At 32.8% G+C, this 21,322-nt stretch carries 20 protein-coding genes; 15 read left to right on the top strand and 5 right to left on the bottom strand.

The annotated features are described in order from the left end of the window. Window positions 1-12: 12 nt before the first annotated feature. Window positions 13-2,940 (bottom strand): DUF3971 domain-containing protein, encoded by a 2,928-nt coding sequence (locus C6H31_RS04470; RefSeq protein ID WP_104697623.1) that lies wholly within the window; start codon window positions 2,938-2,940, stop codon window positions 13-15. On the opposite strand from C6H31_RS04470, the gene mltG reads away from it, so the two are divergent. The 7 genes from mltG (at window position 2,885) to tsf (ending at window position 8,805) form a co-directional block, all read left to right on the top strand. Then, window positions 2,885-3,817 carry an endolytic transglycosylase MltG gene (gene mltG / locus C6H31_RS04465; protein ID WP_104697622.1) on the top strand — a complete coding sequence of 311 codons (933 nt, stop codon included), beginning with the start codon at window positions 2,885-2,887 and terminating at the stop codon, window positions 3,815-3,817. The genes C6H31_RS04470 and mltG overlap by 56 nt on opposite strands. A 116-nt stretch (window positions 3,818-3,933) precedes the next feature. Beyond that, window positions 3,934-4,236 carry a 4Fe-4S dicluster domain-containing protein gene (locus C6H31_RS04460; RefSeq protein WP_104697621.1) on the top strand — a complete coding sequence of 101 codons (303 nt, stop codon included), beginning with the start codon at window positions 3,934-3,936 and terminating at the stop codon, window positions 4,234-4,236. 11 nt (window positions 4,237-4,247) lie between these two features. Beyond that, on the top strand, window positions 4,248-5,357 hold the full coding sequence (locus C6H31_RS04455) for a 2-oxoglutarate synthase subunit alpha (RefSeq protein ID WP_104697620.1): 1,110 nt from the start codon (window positions 4,248-4,250) through the stop codon (window positions 5,355-5,357). A 3-nt stretch (window positions 5,358-5,360) separates the two neighbouring features. Continuing rightward, on the top strand, window positions 5,361-6,188 hold the full coding sequence (locus tag C6H31_RS04450) for a 2-oxoglutarate ferredoxin oxidoreductase subunit beta (RefSeq protein ID WP_104697619.1): 828 nt from the start codon (window positions 5,361-5,363) through the stop codon (window positions 6,186-6,188). A gap of 3 nt (window positions 6,189-6,191) precedes the next feature. Next, the gene (locus tag C6H31_RS04445; RefSeq protein WP_104697618.1) at window positions 6,192-6,749 is read left to right on the top strand and encodes a 2-oxoacid:acceptor oxidoreductase family protein; all 558 of its coding nucleotides are present in this window, start codon (window positions 6,192-6,194) and stop codon (window positions 6,747-6,749) included. Window positions 6,750-6,943: 194 nt separating this feature from the next. Continuing rightward, complete coding sequence (gene rpsB, locus C6H31_RS04440; RefSeq protein WP_104697617.1) at window positions 6,944-7,735, top strand: 30S ribosomal protein S2; 792 nt, start codon at window positions 6,944-6,946, stop codon at window positions 7,733-7,735. A 2-nt stretch (window positions 7,736-7,737) separates the two neighbouring features. After that, window positions 7,738-8,805 carry a translation elongation factor Ts gene (gene tsf, locus C6H31_RS04435; RefSeq protein WP_104697616.1) on the top strand — a complete coding sequence of 356 codons (1,068 nt, stop codon included), beginning with the start codon at window positions 7,738-7,740 and terminating at the stop codon, window positions 8,803-8,805. A 154-nt stretch (window positions 8,806-8,959) separates the two neighbouring features. Here the strand turns inward: tsf and C6H31_RS04430 are convergent, their stop codons facing one another. Further along, a complete protein-coding gene (locus tag C6H31_RS04430) occupies window positions 8,960-11,326 on the bottom strand; it encodes a pertactin-like passenger domain-containing protein (RefSeq protein ID WP_104697615.1) in 2,367 nt (788 codons plus the stop codon). Window positions 11,327-11,460: 134 nt separating this feature from the next. Here C6H31_RS04430 and C6H31_RS04425 point away from each other — a divergent pair, with 134 nt between their 5' ends. Next, window positions 11,461-12,480 carry an aspartate-semialdehyde dehydrogenase gene (locus C6H31_RS04425; RefSeq protein ID WP_104697614.1) on the top strand — a complete coding sequence of 340 codons (1,020 nt, stop codon included), beginning with the start codon at window positions 11,461-11,463 and terminating at the stop codon, window positions 12,478-12,480. On the opposite strand, the gene C6H31_RS04420 is transcribed toward C6H31_RS04425, so the two are convergent. After that, entirely contained in the window at window positions 12,475-12,993 is a 519-nt protein-coding gene (locus C6H31_RS04420) for a YhcH/YjgK/YiaL family protein (RefSeq protein ID WP_104697613.1), read from the bottom strand. The genes C6H31_RS04425 and C6H31_RS04420 overlap by 6 nt on opposite strands. A gap of 83 nt (window positions 12,994-13,076) precedes the next feature. Here C6H31_RS04420 and ribA point away from each other — a divergent pair, with 83 nt between their 5' ends. From ribA to moaC, 7 genes are read left to right on the top strand one after another with little or no spacing between them, the layout of a single operon-like run. Next, the gene (gene ribA, locus C6H31_RS04415) at window positions 13,077-13,673 is read left to right on the top strand and encodes a GTP cyclohydrolase II (protein ID WP_104697612.1); all 597 of its coding nucleotides are present in this window, start codon (window positions 13,077-13,079) and stop codon (window positions 13,671-13,673) included. Then, window positions 13,673-14,893, top strand: a complete 1,221-nt coding sequence (locus C6H31_RS04410; protein WP_104697611.1) for a molybdopterin molybdotransferase MoeA — start codon at window positions 13,673-13,675, stop codon at window positions 14,891-14,893. Before ribA ends, C6H31_RS04410 begins: the two co-directional genes overlap by 1 nt. Further along, window positions 14,893-15,114, top strand: coding sequence for a MoaD/ThiS family protein (locus C6H31_RS04405; protein ID WP_104697610.1), 222 nt, complete (start codon window positions 14,893-14,895; stop codon window positions 15,112-15,114). Before C6H31_RS04410 ends, C6H31_RS04405 begins: the two co-directional genes overlap by 1 nt. Before the next feature lie 5 nt (window positions 15,115-15,119). Continuing rightward, a complete protein-coding gene (locus tag C6H31_RS04400; protein WP_104697609.1) occupies window positions 15,120-15,557 on the top strand; it encodes a molybdopterin synthase catalytic subunit in 438 nt (145 codons plus the stop codon). A gap of 2 nt (window positions 15,558-15,559) precedes the next feature. After that, entirely contained in the window at window positions 15,560-16,063 is a 504-nt protein-coding gene (mobB, locus tag C6H31_RS04395; protein ID WP_104697608.1) for a molybdopterin-guanine dinucleotide biosynthesis protein B, read from the top strand. Then, window positions 16,054-16,593, top strand: a complete 540-nt coding sequence (gene mog / locus C6H31_RS04390; protein ID WP_104697607.1) for a molybdopterin adenylyltransferase — start codon at window positions 16,054-16,056, stop codon at window positions 16,591-16,593. The genes mobB and mog overlap by 10 nt, the downstream gene beginning before the upstream one ends. Continuing rightward, window positions 16,590-17,075, top strand: a complete 486-nt coding sequence (gene moaC, locus C6H31_RS04385; protein ID WP_104697606.1) for a cyclic pyranopterin monophosphate synthase MoaC — start codon at window positions 16,590-16,592, stop codon at window positions 17,073-17,075. The genes mog and moaC overlap by 4 nt, the downstream gene beginning before the upstream one ends. A 384-nt stretch (window positions 17,076-17,459) precedes the next feature. On the opposite strand, the gene C6H31_RS04380 is transcribed toward moaC, so the two are convergent. Both C6H31_RS04380 and ppsA read right to left on the bottom strand, forming a co-directional pair. Beyond that, on the bottom strand, window positions 17,460-18,527 hold the full coding sequence (locus C6H31_RS04380; protein ID WP_104697605.1) for a tyrosine-type recombinase/integrase: 1,068 nt from the start codon (window positions 18,525-18,527) through the stop codon (window positions 17,460-17,462). 146 nt (window positions 18,528-18,673) lie between these two features. Beyond that, window positions 18,674-21,094, bottom strand: coding sequence for a pyruvate, water dikinase (ppsA, locus tag C6H31_RS04375; protein ID WP_104697604.1), 2,421 nt, complete (start codon window positions 21,092-21,094; stop codon window positions 18,674-18,676). Window positions 21,095-21,322: the final 228 nt, after the last annotated feature.

The raw sequence follows: 21,322 nt of genomic DNA, 5'->3' as shown, positions 1-21,322 counted from the left end.
CAATCTTTTATATTATTTTCTATAACTATCATCTTTAATTTCATTTTTGATTTCATCAACCATAAGATCAATAGGGGTGAAGATTCTGCGTAAAATATTAAAGGGTGCAGTGATTACATCTTCTGCTAGACTAATTTCTGTTTTTGGATTTTCTAATGTTCCATTTAAAGTAAGATTAGTTGATATTTTACCCTCATCTCCTAACACCAAGTAACCCACTATTGGAATCTTACTTAAGATATTACTAAAATTTTTAATGGTAGAAATTTTAAGATTGATATTCATTTCTTTGTTGTCTAATTGCACGATTCCATTCCCATCAATATCCATACTATCACCAACTAAATGAATTTTTTCTAATCCCAAATAATTTTGATTTAATCCAAAGAGAATACTGCCTTGAGAAACTTGATATCCCCTTGCTCCCAAGTTTGGATTTTTAAAAACAATTAAAGAAGGAACTGTATCAATGAGGTTAATAATGTTTTGCAAAACTACAAAGTTTCCAAATGTAGTATTTTGTATCTTTAATTCTCCATTAAAGGATTTATTTTTATAGGCTCCAACTAGAGTAAAAAGACCTCCATTAAAAATGTCTTTTTGTATTACAGAATTAACAAAATCACCGCTAAAATTACTTGCTTTTATATAAATATCTCCATCAATAAAATCAAGATTTGCTATACCGTTTTTATAGGTAATATCCCCAAGAATTCTTTGATCTCTAAAACGAATATTGATTTCTTCTGTAGGGACAGTATATTCTTTATAGTAAATTTTCATATCAGAAATTTCAATATTTGTCATTTGAGGTTTAATATTATGTTGTCGTTCATAGCGGTGCTTATGTTTTAAAAAATCCAATTTATTTGCCACTTGTTCTTTTGAAAGAGAAACACCACTAGAATCACCATGCAACGCTTGTTGTATCGCTGGAATCTTGCTTTCAAAAAAATCACTCATATTAAAGTTATAACCCTTTACTTGGATTTTATTTTGAGAATCTTTGCGATTAAAGATTATATTTTTATCTAGTGTTCGTACTTGAATTACATCATCTTTAATAAAGCCACTAAAGTCTAATGCCTTTACAACCTTTCCTTGTGTGTCATAAAGGGGGATTGTTAGATTTTCTAAAGTAAATAAGAAGTCAAAATCTTTGAAATCACTTGTGGTGATTTCTGCACTTCCGCTTTTAATATCAAGATAAGTAAACATTGGAGAGTATGTGCTAATCTTTGAAAAGTCATTAAGGGTAATGATAAAGTCATCATCTTGTATTTTTAATTTAATATCAAAATCAGGTATATCCACTCTAATATCCTCAGATTCGCTAAAATCAATTTCAACATTAGCAGTAATATTTTCATCTGGAGAAATGTATAAAATATCCTTTGCATAAGGTGCTTCATCTTCTTTTATTGAGGATAATATGAGTTTTTTAAGTTCAAGAGGGGTGAGTGTATTAACACTTTTTGAAAAATCAAATTTTTGAGTTTCTATTTGTTTTTCTTCTTTTGATTCTTGCTGTTGTTTTAAGAAAGGTTTGGAAAAGTTAATTTCTTGATCTGTATTAATTAAAGCTTTAAAAATTTTTACCTGGGTTTTATAGGTATGTTTTTCAAGATCTAACACACCATCTAGATCCGCATTTAGCATATTGTAGTAATGGGTATCATTTGCCGTAATGTAGATGTATTTATACTGAGGAGTGATATCAAAGATAATATTTGAGTATCTTGAATATAGAGGTATGTTAAAGATAGTAAAATTGGAGTTTAAAATCTTAATTCCACCATTAAAACCAACCAACATTTCATGATTTTTTAAAAATTGTAAAGAGAGTCTTAAATCTGCTGATAATGGTGAGTCTAAAGATTGTATAGGAATTTCTATATTGTAATGCTTAAGAAGACTAAGTAGGTTTGAGCTATAATGAAATTCTTGGGATTTTATAAAAATATTTATTTTTGGAGTGCGGAAGAGATTTTCAAACTCCAGTCTTGAGCCATTTAATAATGTCTCTCCATAGGTTGGGTTATCAAGTTGAAGTGTTAGTTTTTTGTTTTGAAAGGTTGCGATAACTTCTTGAGATCTTATGGGATCTAGATCATTAAAGAGTGTTACCTCTGCAGCGCTAATAACGACTTTTGCATCCAAAGACTTTTCAATACCTGATAAAAAGCTTCTATGGGTTAAAGTGGTTTCAAAATTAAATTTATCAATTCTTGCACTATCAAAAAATACCTTTTGAAAAAGCCAATTTTTTAATTCTTTATTGTCAATATCCTCAAGATAGGGTTTTAAAAAATTAAGGGAAGTTATGCTTGAGCTTTTGATTTTTAAACTAAGTTTTTTAAGATTTGTAATTCCTTGAGCATAAAATTCGCTTTGGTGTTTCTTGTGATTCAGTTTAAAATTAAAGGCAATTTCATTCTTTGTGGGGATATATACTATCTTCCCTCTCACATCAACATTAAACTTTTTTAAAAATAAAGTCACAATTTCAAGGTTTAGATGATCTAAATCTTCTTGTATATTAAATTTTGCTTCAATATCAGGAAAGGAGAGATTATATTGTTTCCCATCAAATAAAATACTTGCTGTGTTTGTGGGATCTAAAACAATATCTTTTATGTATAATTTTTGGAAAAATGACACCCCCCAAGTAAGGTACCTTATTTTATTATTTATATCTTCAATGTTGAGGGGTTTTTTATTAGGTGTTTCCAATAGTTTCTGAAGATCTAATTTCTCAAGCTCTAAAATAGGTTTGTTATCAAGTTTTAGATACAATCCTTGGACTGTAATTTTACCAAGTGATAGTTTTTGAATGTTAATCCCATTTGATAATATCGCATAGATACTAAAAAACAGGATAAAGATGACTAAAAAAGATACGATAAGGCTTAGTGCTCTTTTTGATTTTATTTTACTCATTATGGTTACCGTTATATTCTATTTAAATACTAAAATTTCTTCCGAAAAAAACCTATTAATTCCGAAGGGATCCATTGGAGGTATTATAACACACCTGGCTAACAATGGGTATGATGTTAATCGTTTTGATAAGTTTTTTCTACGCTTTATAGGGAAGCCTCAGAGTGGTTTTATTGATATTGGTAGAGAAGATCTTAGCAAGATAGATTTTTTAGTTGCTCTGACAAATTCTAAGGCAGCATTGGTAGATGTGACCTTGGTTCCTGGTGAAACAATGTATTATTTTAATCAACAGCTATCTGAAAGTTTAAAAGTTTCATTTCAAGATCTAAATCAATCCTTTATAAAATACTCTCCTTATCAAGATGGGGTAATTTTTGCAGATACTTATAAACTTCCAATAGGTGCGACTGCAGATTTTTTAATGCAATATTTGATTGAACAATCAATGCAAAGACATAAGCAACTTGCCATTAAGGTATTGGGAGTATATGACCAAAAACAATGGTTTAAATATGTGAGTATTGCCTCAATTATTCAAAAAGAAGCAGCAAATATTCAAGAAATGCCACTTGTTAGTGCAGTAATTTATAATCGTATCAAGAAAGGAATGCCCTTACAAATGGATGGGAGCTTGAATTATGCGCAATATTCTCATACAAGAGTAAGTGCCCAAAGAATCCGCAGTGACAATAGTGAATTTAATACCTATAAAAACAAAGGAGTTCCTAACACACCTGTTGGGAGTATTAGTATTGAGGCAATCAAAGCAGCTATAAACCCTGCAAGGGTTGATTATCTTTATTTTGTAAAAAATAAGAATGGAACCCATACCTTTAGTAAGACTTATGAAGAGCATAAGAAAAATATTAAATAAGGTATAACTTCGCCTTAAAATAGATATAAAACGGGGTATATGGGGTAAAGTTATGCTATATTTCGCAATATTTTTTTGAAGTTTTTATAAGTTATTTATTAGGAGAGAAGAGGACAATGCTATCAAAAAATGTAAGTGTTTGGACAGATGAAAGTCGCTGTAAGGCATGTGATATTTGTGTTTTTAGATGTCCTGCTGGGGTTTTGGCAATGCAGTTGGATTCTAGTCAAATACTTGGAAAAATGATTAAGGTTTTGCATCCTGAAAGTTGTATTGGATGCAGAGAGTGCGAGTTACATTGTCCTGATTTTGCAATTTTTGTAGCAGATCGTAAAGACTTTAAATTTGCCAAGCTTACAGAAGAATCTAAAGAGAGAGCAAGAATTATCAAAGAAAATAATTGTATCTATCAAAAATAAGGGAGAATTAAATGCAAGAAATAATTGCAGATGGCAATGAGTTAGTAGCAAGGGCTGCTGTTGATGCTGGTTGTAGATTTTATAGTGGCTATCCTATAACCCCATCATCTGAAATAATGCACGAACTAAGCGTGATGTTGCCAAAATATGGCGGTAAGTTTATTCAAATGGAAGATGAGATTGGTGGAATAGCTGCGGCAATAGGTGCTAGTATGAGTGGGGTCAAATCCATGACTGGAAGCTCTGGACCCGGACTTTCTTTAAAAGCAGAGCAAATTGGTTATAGTTTTATGGCTGAGATTCCGCTTGTGATTGCAAATGTAATGCGATCAGGTCCTTCTACGGGTATGCCAACAAGGGTTGCTCAAGGTGATATTAATTTTATTAAAAATCCTACACACGGTGATTTTAAGTCCATTGCATTGGCTCCAGGAACACTTCAAGAAGCATACACTGAAACCATTAGAGCCTTTAATTTGGCAGAGAGATTTATGACTCCTGTTTTTTTACTTCTAGATGAAACAATTGGGCATATGTATGGGAAAGCTACTATTCCATCTTTGGATGAAATTAAAATCATTAATCGTAAAGTTTTTGATGGGGATCCTAAACAATATAAACCCTATGAAGTTGGTTTTAATGAGCCTGCTATATTAAATCCATTTTTTAAGGGTTATCGCTACCATATTACAGGTTTGCATCATGGACCTATAGGTTTTCCAACAGAAGATGCACAGATTTCACAAGGATTGATTGATAGACTTTTTAATAAGATTGAAAGCAATGTAGAAGAAATTACTCAAGTGGAGAAAGTTGGGGTGGATGATGCAGAGATTGTAATTATTGCTTATGGATCTACTTCTCTTGCCATAAAAGACGCACTAAATAAGATCGATAAAAAAGTTGGACTTTTTAGACCCTTAACATTATGGCCAAGTCCTAAAAAAGAAATTGAGGAATTGGGTAGAAAAACTAAAAAAATATTGGTGGTTGAGTTAAATAAGGGGCAATATGTAGAAGAAGTGCAAAGCATACTGGGTAGGAAGGTTGATTTTCTAGGAAAGGCAGATGGAAGAAGTATTTCTCCAGATGAGATTCTTGCAAAAGTTAAGGAGATGTAAAAAATGGCTTTTGATTATGATAAATATTTACGCACAGATAAATTGCCAACCTTATGGTGTTGGGGATGTGGTGATGGGGTAATTTTAAAAGCTATCGTAAGATCTATTGCTAATGTTGGTTGGGATATGGATGATGTTTGCCTAGTTAGTGGCATTGGATGCAGTGGTAGAATGAGCTCTTATGTGAATTGCAATACAGTCCATACTACGCATGGTAGGGCTATTGCTTATGCTACAGGTATTAAATTGGCTAACCCTAAGAAACATGTTATTGTAGTAAGTGGCGATGGCGATTCTTTAGCAATAGGTGGGAATCATACAATGCATGCTTGTAGAAGAAATATTGATATTAATTTAATCTTAATTAACAATTTTATTTATGGACTTACTAATTCTCAAACTTCACCTACAACCCCAAGTGGTATGTGGACAGTAACTGCTCAATATGGGAATATTGAAAATAGTATAGATCCTTGCAAGCTCGCAGATTCTGCTGGTGCAACCTTTATAGCAAGGGAAAGTGTTTTAGATTCTGCAAAGATTGAAAAAATTTTAACAGAAGGTTTTAAGCATCAGGGATTTAGCTTTTTTGACATACATAGTAATTGCCATGTAAATTTGGGAAGAAAAAATAAAATGGGCGAAGCTGTGGAAATGTTGAAATGGATAGAATCTCGCATAATGCCTAAAAATAAATATGAATTAGCATCTCCTGAAGAGAGAGAGGGTAAATTTCCAACAGGAATTTTAAAACAGGATAAAAGTAGAATTGAATATACAGAAGCATATGAACAGATTATCCAAAAAGCTCAACAAAAAAAGGATCATTAGATAATGGAAAGACAATTGCGTTTTACAGGTGTTGGAGGGCAGGGAGTTTTGCTTGCTGGAGAGATATTAGCTGAGGCTAAGATTAGATCAGGAGGATATAGTATTAAAGCCTCTACATATACTTCTCAAGTAAGAGGTGGTCCTACCAAAGTGGATATTTTGCTTGATAGTCAAGAAATTCTTTATCCTTATGCTATTGAGGGTGATGTTGATTTTATGCTTTCTACAGCTCAAATTGGTTATTTACAATTTAAAGATGGTGTAAAAGATGGGGGAATTATTGTAATTGAACCAAATTTAGTGAAGCCCTCTAGTGAAGATTATAAAAAATACAAAATCTATGAGATACCCATTATCAGTATTGCAAAAGAAGAGGTGGGTAATGTAATTACACAATCTGTTGTTGCACTTGCTGTTACTGTGACAATTTTACAATGTGTTGCAAGAGATTTAGTATTTGAGACAATGCTATCTAAGGTTCCAAAGAAAGTGAAAGAATTAAATGAAAAAGCCTTTTTAATTGGAGAAAGATATGCTATGGAAGCGATGAACTCCAAATAATACTTCTAAATCCTAATCAATATTTTAAAACTAAACTTTTTAGCCCTATTTTTTATTAACAGGGCTTAAAATTTGCTATAATCACGCGTTCCGTTTATTCAGATCACACACGCTTATTTCTTCAAAAGGTTGTGGCATTTTGTCATTAAGGGGCGTGGCGGGAAAAACCAAAATTTTTTAACAAGGAGAAGAAAATGGTAACAATGAAAGATTTATTGGAGTGCGGTGTTCATTTTGGGCATCAAACAAGAAGATGGAATCCTAAGATGAAGCGCTTTATCTTTGGAGTTAGGAAAAATATTCACATTATTGATTTACAAAAGACCTTACGCTACTTTAGATATACTTATAATATCGTTAGAGACGCTGCTGCTGAAGGTAAAACAATTATGTTTGTTGGGACAAAAAAACAAGCAAATGAAACACTAAAAGAATACGCAGAAAAAATTCAAGTTCCTTATGTAAATTATAGATGGCTTGGTGGGATGCTTACAAACTTTAGCACAATCAAAAAATCAATTAGAAAACTAGAAATCATTGAAGAGATGGAAGCAAGTGGGCAAATTGATATGCTTACAAAAAAAGAAAAATTAATGATTTTGAGAAAAAAAGATAAATTAAATAAGTATCTTGGTGGTGTGAGACATATGAAAAAAGCCCCAGATATGCTTTTTGTCATTGATGTTGTAAAAGAAAAAATTGCTGTTGCTGAAGCAAGAAGACTTGGAATCCCTGTAGTAGCGCCATTAGATACAAATTGCGACCCTGATTTAGTGGATTATCCAATTCCTGGAAATGATGATGCGATTAGATCGATTCAATTATTCTGTAAAGAGATTAATGAGGCTATTATTGAGGGGCGTGCTATGGTTGGTGCTGAAACTCAAGAAAAGCAAGAAAGAGAGCCTGCAAGCGAAGAGGAAAAGCAAGAGCTTATGCAAGAGGTAACTGCAGAGCTAGAAAAAGAAATGGAAAAAGGAGAGTAAGTATGGCTGAAATTAGCGCACAGCTTGTAAAACAACTTCGTGAAATGACAGATGCTGGAATGATGGATTGCAAGAAAGCATTAGTTGAAACAAATGGAGATATTCAAAAAGCAGTAGAATTTTTAAGAGAAAAGGGTTTGAGCAAGGCTGCTAAAAAAGCAGATAGGGTTGCAGCAGAAGGTGTGATTGCTGTTAAGGTTGCTACAGATTTGAGTGCAGCAGTGATGCTTGAAGTTAATAGTGAAACAGACTTTGTTGCAAAGAATGATGGCTTTAAATCTCTTGTAGAAAAAGCTGTAGAATGTGTAGAGAAGAATCAAATTTCTAGTGTGGAAGAATTGCAAAATTCTAGCGTTGATGGTGAAAAATTTACAGACTATTTGAATGGACAAATTGCAAAAATTGGTGAAAATATTGTAATGCGTAGAATTGCTAACTTAAAAGCAGATTCAAATGGCATTGTAACAGGTTATGTGCATTCTAACGGTAGAGTGGGAGTTTTGATTTCTATTAAGTGTTCGAAGAAAGAAAATGCAAATAAGGTATCTGACCTCATTAGAAATATCTGTATGCACGCAGCTGCTATGAAACCACAAGTGCTTGATTATTCTTCTTTTGACAGCGATTTTATCCAAAAAGAAAAAGTTGCACTTATTGCAGAACTTGAAAAAGAAAATGAAGAATTAAAGCGTCTTTCAAAGCCTCTTAAAGTAATCCCTGAGTTTATTAGTCGATGTGAGCTTACAGAAGCTGTTTTAAAATCTCAGGAAGAAAAATTGAAAGAAGAGCTTAAAAAACAAGGTAAGCCCGAAAATATTTGGGATAAGATTATTCCTGGACAAATGGAAAGATTTATCGCAGACAATACATTAATAGATCAAAGACTTACATTAATGGGGCAGTTTTTTGTAATGGATGACAAAAAGACAATTGCACAAGTCTTGGCTGATAAATCAAAAGAATTGGGAGATGAGATTGAGATTTTAGACTACATCCGCTTTGAGTTGGGTGAGGGAATTGAAAAGAAAGCAGAAGACTTTGCTTCAGAAGTTGCAGCACAAATGCAATAATTTAATAAAAACCAGAGAATCTTCTCTGGTTTTTATTTAGAGTTTTTTATCCTCCATAAGATACTTTTTACCTCATAATAAACAAAGATCAATATTTCATTGAAATAATTTTTTTAAAGCATTGCGATAAAGTTGCTACCACATTTAAGGTTAATTACTCTTCATTTATGATTTTTGGTAGAGGTCTTGCGTTTTTACCAAATACAACTTTTCCTTGTCTTCTTGTTTGTGTCTGATTTCCTTTTCTACCATCATAGCCTCTTCCGCCACTTCTTGCACCACCATTAACACTTTTAAAACCATCAGAATTAAAGCTGATTCTAAGACCAAGATATAAGAGATAATCTGTGTTGTAATTACTAAAGAAAGTCCTTTCAAGACTTGTATAGAGTTTAACAATATTATTAAATGATACATTTGCATCTATTCCAATACCCATTCGATGGTCAGCTACAGTATTAAATAAGATTCTATTTGCTGGATTAACATCAATAAGAGTAATATTACCACCTGTATTGCTATCATATGCGTAGTATACCTTTCCTCTAATATCCCAATATATACCATCTTCCTCGCTTCTCCCACCAAAACTAAGATTAGTTTTTAAGGAAGTAATGTTTGCGCTATCTTGTTGTGCTCCAAAGTTACGCTGAGTAAGTTGATCGACAATATTAACATAGCCTCCATTTAAAAAACCAATTCCAGCCTGAGCACTTGGCTCTAAGAAGAAAATATTTTTTCTATCAAGCCCAATCTTGCTACCAAGACGCACACCCATAAAAAACAAATGGTAAGAATCTAGAAAATCAGCACCAGATAAATTATTTTTACCAAAGTAATTAATAGAATTGTAGGTATATTTCACCTTTGCATCAAAATCAATTGTAATTTTTTTGTTAAAAAAATAAGTAGCCTGATAGTAGCTACCAAAGCCTATAGAATCTACTTCTCCATTATAATCGATATCATAATCTTTCATTTTTGTATAATCAAAAAAACCCCCAACAAAATGTCTAAGGCTTCCAGCATTCATACCCCAATCATAACCACTTTGGAAAGTTTGGTAATTATCGCTTGATTTTTTATAGCTCTGTTTTCCTAAAAAATAATTAGCCCAAATGTTATGTTTTGTTCGAGTAAAAACCAATTCATCTATATGTTTATTAATGCTATCTGTTTGAATTCTAAAGATTCTATATTGTAAGCTTAACCAACGAACGAGACTATCTTGAACTTCTGCAGGTTTTTCATCATCAGGATCTTCATCGTCTTTTTTTTGATAGATGACCCATCGATATCCATTATCTTGTCTTTCCTTGGATAATTGAGGGGTATAGACATATAATCCTATGGTAGCTGGTAGGGCATTAAAAGTAAGGTCATCTCCCCCATTGATAATTTCAGCAACCTTTAAGGATACTCCTTGCGTGATCTTATCTAGATCTGTAGAGTTTTGCAAAACTTGTATATAATGGGTCTGATCCCCATTACTTTTATTTTGTATTGTAATAAGGTCTCCTTGGTTTTGAGGAAGATTGACCATTATTCTAAAAACTCCATTATTACCACTTAGAGTATTAATGTTGATAGTTTGCGGAGAGATAAAACCTTGTGCGATTCTTTGGGTAGCAATATCAATCATGCTCATTTGTGAAGTAGGGTCAGTAGAATTAATTCCTGGATTATTATTAGGATCTTCAATATTGTTTATGGAAAGATTATTAAGATGAACATTTCCACTTGTAACTATCCATTTTCCACCATTTCTTAGACCAAGATTAAAGTTTCCTATATTGAAATCTTCTTTACCAATGAGATAGGAGTTATTATTATTTAAATTGATTCCTAAAATAGCATTTTGTCCATTGAGATGTATATCTCCTATGAGTTGGATTGTAGGATTGCCAATTGCATTACCATCATTGTTTTTATTGTAATTGACATACATTTCTGCTTTTTTCTGATTTAGATTAAAGATATAGCGATTTCCGGCTACTCCAGTGGTATCTACAATCAATCCTTTATTAAAATTAAAGATACCCACTTGATCATTTCCATTGGGGTCCTTGCCTTGATAATCAGCACTAAGAAAAACTCCAGAACCAATATTACTATTTGAGGCAAATCTAATACTTAAGTTTGTCTCAAAAGTCATAGTGCCACCATTGCCTGCAAAAAATAAAGCGCCACTATCTCCTGTTACATTGGTACTGTTGATAGTAAAATCAATGCTTGTCTGCCCATTGAAATTTTGCACTTGCTTATTTGTTGCATTTGCAAGAGCTCCATATAAGCTATTCTTACCTCCATTAAGGATACCGCTTCCTGTGATATTTACAATTTGGTTTGGACTTTTCAGAATCTGATTTTTATGATTGATTAAAAAATTTTTATCACTAGAAAAATCTGCAGTAACATTTATCGTATTTCCATTTTCAGTAATTGATACTTTGGCATTGGAAAAGTAAAAAGAAGAAAAAAAAATAAGATGAATGCTAAGTATTTTTTTAGGATTTATCAAGTAAGCTTCTCTCCCAGCGCAACTCTATGTTATCTTGAAAGATTATAGCAAAAATTGTACCTTAACTATTGATGCTAAATCTTGTATAATCTCATCTTTAAACGACAAGAAAAACTAAGGAAAAATATTAAAAGATGAAAAAATATAATGTAGCCGTTGTTGGTGCTAGTGGAGCAGTAGGAGAAGAGATTTTTAAGATTTTAGAAGAGCAGAATTTTCCAATTCAAAAGATTCTTCCATTAGCAAGTTCAAGAAGTGCAGGAAGTGAAATAGAAGTTTTTAATCAAAAACATAAGATTCAGGAGACAACAAAAGATATTTTTGCTAAAGAAAAAATTGATATTGCTTTTTTTTCAGCAGGTGGTGCAGTGAGTGAAGAATTTGCTCCATATGCAGCAAGTGCAGGTGCAGTGGTTATAGATAATACTAGCCACTTTAGAATGGATAAAGAAGTTCCTTTGGTGGTGCCAGAAGTAAATCCTCAAGATGTAGCATTGTGGAAACAAAAGGGAATTATTGCAAACCCAAATTGCTCTACCATACAGATGGTGCAAGTTTTAAATCCACTCCACCAAAAGTATAAAATTAAAAGAGTGGATGTGAGCACTTATCAAGCAGTAAGTGGAGCAGGGAAAAAAGGAATGGAAGAATTGGTGATGCAGATGCAAAAGTTCTTTGCTTTTGAGCTAGAAGATTCTATACCTTCTGCATTTCCACATAGAATTGCTCTTAATCTAATCCCTCAAATTGATAGTTTTATGGAAAATAGCTATACAAAAGAAGAAATGAAAATGATGCTTGAGACCAATAAAATTATGCATAGTGATTTTGCTGTGAGCGCTACTTGTGTTAGAGTTCCTGTTTTAAGAAGTCATAGCGAGTCTATTAGTATTGTTTTTGAGAATGAAGTTGATGCAGATGAGGCGAGGAAAATATTGGAGGGTTCAAAGAATATCATAGTGCTTGATGACCCTAAAAAACTTTCTTATCCAATGCCATCAATTGCAACAGATACAGATATGACTTATGTGGGTAGGATTAGAAATGATTTATATGATAAAAAGATACTGCATCTTTGGTGTGTTGCAGACCAAATTAGAGTAGGGGCTGCAACAAATGCAATAAGAATTGCTAAAGAATGGATTAATTTATAACTTCAATTTTAAGAGTTCTTTAGGAACTTTTACCACAGTTTTATAGACTTGATGTGTGTGATTAAGGTCTTGGTAATAAAGTCCTCCCGCATGCACATCATATTCAAAGAAGATAGCCAAATCATTTTTTTGCAAAAAGAATAATGAGTGATTGAGTTTTGGGGTATAGGTGATAAGATCTTTTGTAGGGTTATAAGAATCTTTAACTTGAAAATGACTCAAATCTCCCACCCTAAAATACTCTTCTCCCTGTATAACAAGTTGAAAATCTACATATTTAAGATGACTTTCATAAAAGGCCTCTTTAGGATCCTTTAGTGTGTAAGTTTGTTCTATTGCTATCATTCCAAAATCTAGATTTATTTTACTTTCTCCTTGATGGAGTGATAAGATTCTTTTGTAAAAAGAGTGTGTTTTATCACTAGCATTATAGAGATAACTATAAAGATGCTCTAAAGCGGTTGTTTTTTTGAAAAGATGCGAGAGAGAATAAAGATTTCCAATTATAGCCATAGGGGTATCCTTGATAGGGTATTAATTTAACTTTTTATCGTTATAATCCCAAATTATAATTGATAAAAGTTTAAGGAATAATAATGCAAGTAGAATTTTCTCAACAAGCAAAACTACCTACAAAATTTGGCAATTTTTTAATCCAATCTTGCAGAGAAATAAATCAAAATCTTACTTTTGAACATTTAATAGTTTTTACAGAAAAGTTATCAGATACACCACTAGTGAGAATCCATTCAGAGTGTTTGACTGGAGATGTATTTACTTCATTGAAATGTGATTGTGGTGGAGAATTGGCTTTGGCAATGGAAAGGATTGCTAAAGTAGCTCCAACTCAAGGTGGAATGTTGATTTATTTAAGACAAGAGGGTAGGGGCATAGGGCTTTTTAATAAGGTGAATGCCTATGCTCTTCAGGATCAAGGGTATGATACAGTTGAGGCAAATGAGGCTTTAGGATTTAAAAGTGATCAAAGAGATTATAGTGTGATAAAGGATATTTTTTCTTATTATCAAATTCATCAGATTGAACTCCTAACAAACAATCCTAGAAAAATTAAAGCAATGGAGCAATTTGTAAAAGTAGAACGCAGTAGTATTATCATCAAAAGCAACTGCCACAATCAAAAATATTTAAAAATAAAAAAAGAGAAATTAGGTCATTTGTTGGAGGAAGAGTGATGCTTATTAATTTTGATGAAGCAATACAAAAAATTTTGGATTCTGAAATTCCTTCAATAGGTAGTGAAAAGATTGTTTTTAGCAATTCTATCGATAGAGTGCTAGATGAGGATATCTTTGCAGAAGAGTCTATGCCCTTGGCTCCTCTCTCAAGTATGGATGGCTATGCCTTTAACTTTGAAGATCTTGAGTTCTTTAGAAATAATGGGTTGATAATAACACAGGACAACCCTGCTGGAAGTGATTTTTCTGATTTAAAACCCCAATCTGCAATTAAAACTTTCACAGGTTCCCTAATGCCAAAAAATAGTGATACTTTGGTGATTGTGGAGGATGTTGAGGTTAGAGAAGGTAGGATTTTTTTAAAATCAGATGTATCCCTTAAAAGAGGGGATTGGGTGCGTCAAATAGGAGATAATTATAAAGAAGGTGATTTACTCCTACAAAGATCTTGCAAAATCACTCCTTATGAAATAGGGTTGCTTGCAGAGCTTAATAGGGTTTTTGTAAAGGTAAAGCAAAAGCCAAGAGTTGGTATCTTAACTAGTGGTAATGAGATTATAGAGGTGGGAGAGAGAAGAGAACACCTAGGACAAGTAAGGAGTAGCAACAATCATATTTTAAGTGCTATGATAGAAAAAATGGGTGGAAGCGCACTTATATATTCAAATACTAAAGATGATTTTGAGAGCTTAAGGAGAATTTTTGCTCAAATGCTAAGAGAATGCGATTTTATCGTTACAACTGGAGGGATGAGTAAGGGGGACTATGATTTTACTCAAGATGTTATTTTGGAATCTAGCAATATTGTTTTTAAAGGAGTAAATATCAAGCCTGGAAAACCCACAATGTTTGCAATTGACAAGAAATCCAATAAACCAATATTAGGACTTTCGGGTAATCCAAATGCAGTTGCAATTACTTTCTATCTTTTTGGCAAAACCATTATGGCAAAGATGTTGCAACAAAATAGCACCCCCTTGAAAATTGTTCGCGCAAAATTAGTAGAAGATGTGGTAAAAAATGATGATAGAGTAGAGTTTAGAAGTTGCTTTATTTCTCAGGTAGATGGAATCTATCATACTAGTTTTGCCAACAAGAAAAAAAATCAAAGTGCTATAATAAACAATCTATGTGGTGAAAGTGCATTAGCTATTTTAGATCACAAAATATTGGAGAAAAACCAAGAGGTGAAGGTAATTTTATTTAAGGAGTTTTGATGGCATATGTCGAATTTTTGGGTCCCATTGGGATAGATTCTAGAAAAATTGATGCAAAAGATTTAAAAGAATTAAAAGAGAAATTGCAACAAATACCCGAAGTAAGGGAATGGCTTCCTATCAGTGCAGTTGCACTAAATGATAACATTATTGATTCTTTGGATGAAAAATTAAATGATACTGATAAAGTGGTAATTTTACCTCCTGTTTGTGGTGGATAAGAAAAATGCTAGAAATAGTTAATGGAGGCTTGCTAGTACAAGATTTTTATGAAAAGTATCATAGGATTGCAATGGAAAATAACTGCGGGGCTTGTTGTGTTTTTTGTGGAGTGGTGCGAGAAGAAAATCAAAATGATGGTTTAAGCTTTGATATTTATGAGCCCTTATTGAGAAAATGGTTTGAAGAATGGAGATTGAAACTTCAAAATGATAAGGCATTGCTATGTATGGCGCACTCTAAAGGCGATGTTTTAAATCAAGAAAGTTCTTTTATTTGTGCAATCATCTCATCTCAAAGAAAAGTTGCACTCAAATATTATGAAGAGTTTGTTGAAGATTTTAAACACAATGCCCCCATTTGGAAATATGATTTAAGAGAGGGTAAAAGAATTTATGCAAAGGATAGAAGCCATCAGTTACCCCAAAGTGGAATTTTCGCCTAGATATGGCTAAAATTGTTGGTTTTGGAGGAGTAAGTAATAGTGGAAAAACCACTCTTATTGAAAAAATACTTCTTTTATTTCATCATCAATATAGCTTTTTAGTTATTAAGCACGATCCAAAAAATAAGGCTAATTTTGACACACAAGGCAAGGATAGTCAAAGGTTTTTTCAAGCGGGTGCTGATGTGGTTTTGAGTTCAGAAGTCAAAAGTGCTATATTCCTACACGCAAGACAAGATATAAAACAGGTTTGTTTAAATTTTTGTTTTAAAGATTTTATTTTAATTGAGGGTTATAAGGAATTAGATATCCCTAGAATCTGTGTTGCAAGGAATGATATTTTTATGGAAGAACTTGAAAATAGTAGTGCTTTGGCTATCGATGATTCTCTAGTTAATAAAAAGATTGATTTTAAGGGAGAGAGGTTAAATCTTAATTTACCTGAAAAGATTTTTGAGTGGATACAAGAAAATGCAAAAACACCAAAGGAGTTAGGATGGAATTAATAAAAATCGGAGTGATTACAACTAGTGATAGGGCTTATAATGGTATTTATGAGGATATATCTGGCAAATCAATAGAGCAGGTGCTAAAATCATATATTTTAAATGAGTGTGAGTTTTTTTATCACCTTATTAGTGATGAGCAAGATGTTATTGAAAAGACAATTTGTTTATTGAGTGATGAAAAAGAATGTGATTTGATTGTTACAACAGGAGGGACTGGCCCAGCCCCAAGAGATGTAACACCAGAAGCAACTCTAAATGTTTGTCAAAAAATCTTACCAGGATTTGGCGAACTAATGCGACAAGCAAGTCTAAAATATGTCCCTACTGCAATTTTATCGCGTCAAACTGCAGGAATTAGAAATAAAAGCTTGATTGTAAATTTGCCAGGCAAACCAAAAAGTATTCAAGAGTGCTTGGAAGTAGTATTTCCTGCAATTCCTTATTGTATTGATTTGATTGGTGGAAGTTATATCTATGCAAATGAGGAAAAAATTAAAATTTTTAGACCAAAAGAGGCAATCAAGTGAAAATTACGCATTTAAATGAGACAAATAACCCTAAAATGGTGGATGTTGGATTAAAAGAGGAAAGTTTAAGAGTTGCTGTTGCAAGCGGAGAGATTAAAATGAATAAAGAGGCTTACAACGCAGTTTTAGAACAAAAGGCAAAAAAAGGGGCAGTGCTTCAAACTGCCATAATCGCAGCAATTATGGGGGCAAAAAAGACAAGCGAGATCATACCAATGTGCCATAGCTTGTTTTTGTCTGGAGTGGATATTGAAATCATGCAAGATGATGAAAATCATACATTTAAACTCCAAGCAAGTGTTAAGACTTATGGTAAAACAGGTGTTGAAATGGAAGCTTTAAGTGCTGTAAGCATTGGGCTACTCACAATTTATGATATGCTAAAAGCCATTGATAAGAGTATGATTATTGGTAATATTTGTTTAGAATCCAAAAGTGGTGGAAAAAGTGGAGATTTTAAACGAAACAATAGGGCGGTATAAAAATATCAAAAATAGAAATATCAGAAGAATTTTTAGAGGAGAAGAAAGCTTCTTATAATCAGAGGCAAATTATTTTTGCTCTTAGAGACAAGATTAAGATTTTTGTAGATTTTCACATCAGGGATATAATACTAGGATTGTTCTAAAGGAAACAAGGAAGAATAATATATGTGTTTATGAGCTTAGGGGAGGGGATGAAGTTGAAGTTTCATTTAATTTGAAAAAAGAGGAATTTAGTGATCCAAAAGACTTATTGTAGGAAGCTAAATTTAATCCTGATGGAACGCCACAAATTAGGGGAAAAAGATCAAGAATATTTTTGAATAATTTAAAAAATAGATGTAGTTGAGATTATTAGGCAATCTTATAAGGAGAATGCTTAGGCTATTTAAGATTTTCCATAAGATTTGCAACTTTAGTGAGTTGATCTTTATCAAAATGGGTATAGATTCTACTCGTATTAAGATCAGCATGTCCAAGAGCCTCTTGCACTAGGATTAAATCTTTATGTTTTTTGTAGAGTAGGGTTGCAAAAGAATGGCGCAGCATATGTGCCCCCATTTTTTCTTTTTTGATTCCTGCATAGTGCAGAATATTTTCTACATTTTTATAAATGTATGCTTGAGAGAGCATTTTGCCATTTTTATTACAAAATAAAAGCTGATTGTCTATATTTTGCATTTGTGAGCGTAGTTTTAGCCATTCTTCAAGCCATTTTTCTATATGTATAGATTTAATGATAACAACTCGGCTCTTGCCACCTTTACCTTTTATATGAAGCAAATAACTATCATTATCCCTTATAATATCTTTTGTGCTGAGTCCAAGTGCTTCACTAACCCTAATGCCAGTATAGATGATCAGAGTAATAATAAGTTTATCCCTAGGGGCTATGGATTGTTTCATAGGAAAATTTGATAAAGCATCTAAAAAGCTTTTTATTTCTTCTTCTTTGAGATAGGTGGGTAGCTTTGGTTTATTGCTTTTGATGGAGTTTATTTTTAAAGAGATTCCAAAGACATAAGAAGTATTACCATCTTGATTTTGCTTATCAATATAGTTAAAAAAATCAATCAGTGCAATGCGATAATTTTTTTTAGTTTGGATGCTTAGTGTGCTAGTTTGAAAGACTAAGAAATCACTTAACATTTCCTCATCAATATCTTTCATTGAAGATAGATTCTTTTTTTCTAAAAAGTCATAGAGTTTTAAGAGGGGTTGGGCATAGGTATTGATACCAATTAGTCCTGCATTTCTTACATTTTTGCAGATATCTTGCAGGGTTTGAATTGATGTGATTTCTTCTTGTAATAAATTTAAATTTAATAAAAGAGTGTCCTTGTTTTTTACAAGACGATTGGAGAGTGTTGTAATTTTATATCTTAAATATCTTCTCATCCAATTTAAGATATTTTGAGATACAGATTTTTTTTCTTCTAAAGGGTATTTCATTTCATTCCTCTCTAATCTAATCTAAATTGTTTGAAAATTATAGTTTTCATAACTAAAATAATCGGCAATCTAAAACCATTTAGTTGAACTGGCTACTCGAATTGATAACCAACCATCAAGAATTGGTTGGTTCATTTGGTTAAACTTTATTTTTTTAAACTCTTTTCTAATGCTTCAATTCTTGTCCAAGTGGCTACAATAGAATCTGGATTTAAAGAAACCGAATTAATCCCTTCTTTTACTAAAAATTCAGTAATCTCTGGATAATCACTTGGTGCTTGACCACAGATTCCACAATATTTATTATGTCTTTTACAAGCTTGTATAGCCCTTTTAAACATCTCAAGCATTGCTGGATTTCTTTCATCAAAAATATGGCTAACAAGTTGTCCATCTCTATCTACACCAAGTGTGAGTTGTGTAAGATCATTTGAACCAATAGAAAAACCATCAAAAATAGATAAGAACTCATCTGCTAAAATCACATTAATAGGCAACTCACACATTACATAAATTTCTAATCCATTTTTTCCAGATTCTAAACCATTTTTTCTTAGGATCTCTAATACTTTTTTTCCTTCTTCGGGTGTTCTTAAAAATGGAATCATTATTTTCATATTTGTAAGTCCCATTTCGTCTCTAACCATAGCTAGAGCTTGAATCTCCCACTCAAACGCTGTACGGTATAAATCAGAATAATACCTACTTGCTCCACGATAGCCAATCATTGGATTTTCTTCTTGTGGCTCATAGTGAGTCCCAGCAATCATTCCTCTGTATTCATTTGATTTAAAATCACTTGTTCTTACAATCACAGGTTTAGGATAAAATGCCGCAGAAATCATTCCCATACCCTCAGCAATCTTTTTAATAAAGAAATCTTTAGGGCTCTCATATCCTGCAATCAACTTACTTACTGCTTCGTGATCTGGAATCTTTTTTCCATTTTGCAAATCTACTAGAGCAAGAGGATGTGCCTTAATTTGATTTAATATAACAAGCTCCATTCTAGCAAGCCCTACTCCATCATTTGGTAATTGTGCAAAACTAAAGGCTTTTTCAGGATTTCCAACATTCATATAAACTTTTGTTTTTGTATTTCCTAGATTAGAAAGCTCAATTCTCTCAACTTCATATTCATGAATTCCTGCATAAACATATCCTTCCTCGCCCTCTGCGCAAGATACAGTTACCTCCATACCTGTATAAAGTCTATCTGTAGCCCCAACAGCTCCAACAATAGCAGGAACACCAATTTCTCTAGCAACAATTGCAGCATGGCAAGTCCTACCACCACGATTTGTAATCACCGCTGCAGCTTTTTTCATCGCAGGTTCCCAGTCAGGATCAGTATTATCAGTCACTAGAATCTCCCCTTCTTTGAAGGTATTCATATGTTCAATATCATTAATAATTCTAACTCTACCCGAACCAATTTTTCCTCCAGTAGCCCTGCCCTTTATAACCACTTCTCTTGGATCATTATTTTTAAACTTATATTTTTCAATAACTTGTGCATTTGAAGTTTTGCTCTTTTGGCTTTGAACGGTTTCAGGTCTTGCTTGAACAATGAAGATTTCTCCACTATCTCCATCCTTCGCCCACTCTATATCCATAGGTCTATATTCGCTAGCTTCTTGAGAATAGTGCTTTTCTATCGTAATTGCATAGCGTGCAAGAGTTAGAATATCCTCATCTGTAATTGAAAAGGTTTGTAGTTCTTTTTGTGTCGTAGCAATATTTTTAGTAGGATGATTGCTACCCTTTGGCGCATAAACCATTTTAACATGCTTATGTCCAAGTTGTCTTTTAATAATAGGTCTTTTTCCTTCTTCTAATGTAGGTTTAAAAACATAGAATTCATCAGGATTTACAGTTCCCCCTACTACATTCTCTCCCAATCCCCAGCTTGAGGTAATAAATACGGCATTTTTAAAGCCTGTTTCTGTATCAATTGAAAACATTACTCCAGAACTTCCTTTATCAGAACGCACCATTTTTTGTACACCAACAGAAAGAGCAACTTTAAAGTGATCAAAACCTCTTGATGCTCTATAACTTACTGCTCTATCAGTGAATAGAGAAGCAAAGCAAGACTTAATATAATGAATAAGTTCTGTTTGTCCCTTAACACTTAAATAGGTATCTTGCTGTCCTGCAAAACTTGCATCAGGTAAATCCTCAGCAGTCGCAGAACTTCTTACAGCAACATCTGCCTCTCTCATTTTATACTCATCACTTAAAATACGATAAGCTTGAAAAATTTCTTCTTTTAGATCAATTGGAAATGGAGTGCTGAAAATTAGCTCTCTAATTTTCTTAGATCTAGTTTTCAATACATCAATCTCAGTAACATCAACATTTTTTAATAATTCAACAATTTGTTCCCTAATACCTCCACTATCAAGTAAATACCAATAAGCCTCGCTTGTAATTGCAAAACCATTTGGCACTTTTATGCCAACAGGAACAAGCTCTTGAAACATTTCTCCAATACTTGCATTTTTACCACCAACAAGAGGCACATCTTTGTTGTTTAATTCTTTAAAAAACTTGACATATTTCATGATTTCAACACTCCAAGATTTTAATTTTAACGCTAGGGCTGATTACCAATTGTGTAAGTTTAGCAAAAACTAAGGGTAAGAAACTAGAGATTTGAGAAAAAATCGTAGTTTTGACATTAAATATTATCTAAAGTGGAATTTTGTATAGTTTTTTGTTAGAATGAGTGGCTTACAAGACTGATATAATTGCGAGTGATTATGGAGATTTTATATTCTACTAAGAATTCG

The organism is Helicobacter sp. 'house sparrow 1', assembly GCF_900199585.1.
Taxonomy (GTDB): Bacteria; Campylobacterota; Campylobacteria; order Campylobacterales; family Helicobacteraceae; genus Helicobacter_H.
This window is presented reverse-complemented; position numbering and strand designations above follow the sequence as displayed.

Excerpts from the sequence above, each read along its gene's own strand:
- mltG (WP_104697622.1), top strand. The coding sequence starts at position 2,885 with ATGACTAAAAAAGATACGATAAGGCTTAGTGCTCTTTTTGATTTTATT.
- C6H31_RS04470 (WP_104697623.1), bottom strand. The coding sequence starts at position 2,940 with ATGAGTAAAATAAAATCAAAAAGAGCACTAAGCCTTATCGTATCTTTT.
- C6H31_RS04460 (WP_104697621.1), top strand. The coding sequence starts at position 3,934 with ATGCTATCAAAAAATGTAAGTGTTTGGACAGATGAAAGTCGCTGTAAG.
- C6H31_RS04455 (WP_104697620.1), top strand. The coding sequence starts at position 4,248 with ATGCAAGAAATAATTGCAGATGGCAATGAGTTAGTAGCAAGGGCTGCT.
- C6H31_RS04450 (WP_104697619.1), top strand. The coding sequence starts at position 5,361 with ATGGCTTTTGATTATGATAAATATTTACGCACAGATAAATTGCCAACC.
- C6H31_RS04445 (WP_104697618.1), top strand. The coding sequence starts at position 6,192 with ATGGAAAGACAATTGCGTTTTACAGGTGTTGGAGGGCAGGGAGTTTTG.
- rpsB (WP_104697617.1), top strand. The coding sequence starts at position 6,944 with ATGGTAACAATGAAAGATTTATTGGAGTGCGGTGTTCATTTTGGGCAT.
- tsf (WP_104697616.1), top strand. The coding sequence starts at position 7,738 with ATGGCTGAAATTAGCGCACAGCTTGTAAAACAACTTCGTGAAATGACA.
- C6H31_RS04425 (WP_104697614.1), top strand. The coding sequence starts at position 11,461 with ATGAAAAAATATAATGTAGCCGTTGTTGGTGCTAGTGGAGCAGTAGGA.
- C6H31_RS04420 (WP_104697613.1), bottom strand. The coding sequence starts at position 12,993 with ATGGCTATAATTGGAAATCTTTATTCTCTCTCGCATCTTTTCAAAAAA.
- ribA (WP_104697612.1), top strand. The coding sequence starts at position 13,077 with ATGCAAGTAGAATTTTCTCAACAAGCAAAACTACCTACAAAATTTGGC.
- C6H31_RS04410 (WP_104697611.1), top strand. The coding sequence starts at position 13,673 with ATGCTTATTAATTTTGATGAAGCAATACAAAAAATTTTGGATTCTGAA.
- C6H31_RS04405 (WP_104697610.1), top strand. The coding sequence starts at position 14,893 with ATGGCATATGTCGAATTTTTGGGTCCCATTGGGATAGATTCTAGAAAA.
- C6H31_RS04400 (WP_104697609.1), top strand. The coding sequence starts at position 15,120 with ATGCTAGAAATAGTTAATGGAGGCTTGCTAGTACAAGATTTTTATGAA.
- mobB (WP_104697608.1), top strand. The coding sequence starts at position 15,560 with ATGGCTAAAATTGTTGGTTTTGGAGGAGTAAGTAATAGTGGAAAAACC.
- mog (WP_104697607.1), top strand. The coding sequence starts at position 16,054 with ATGGAATTAATAAAAATCGGAGTGATTACAACTAGTGATAGGGCTTAT.
- C6H31_RS04380 (WP_104697605.1), bottom strand. The coding sequence starts at position 18,527 with ATGAAATACCCTTTAGAAGAAAAAAAATCTGTATCTCAAAATATCTTA.
- ppsA (WP_104697604.1), bottom strand. The coding sequence starts at position 21,094 with ATGAAATATGTCAAGTTTTTTAAAGAATTAAACAACAAAGATGTGCCT.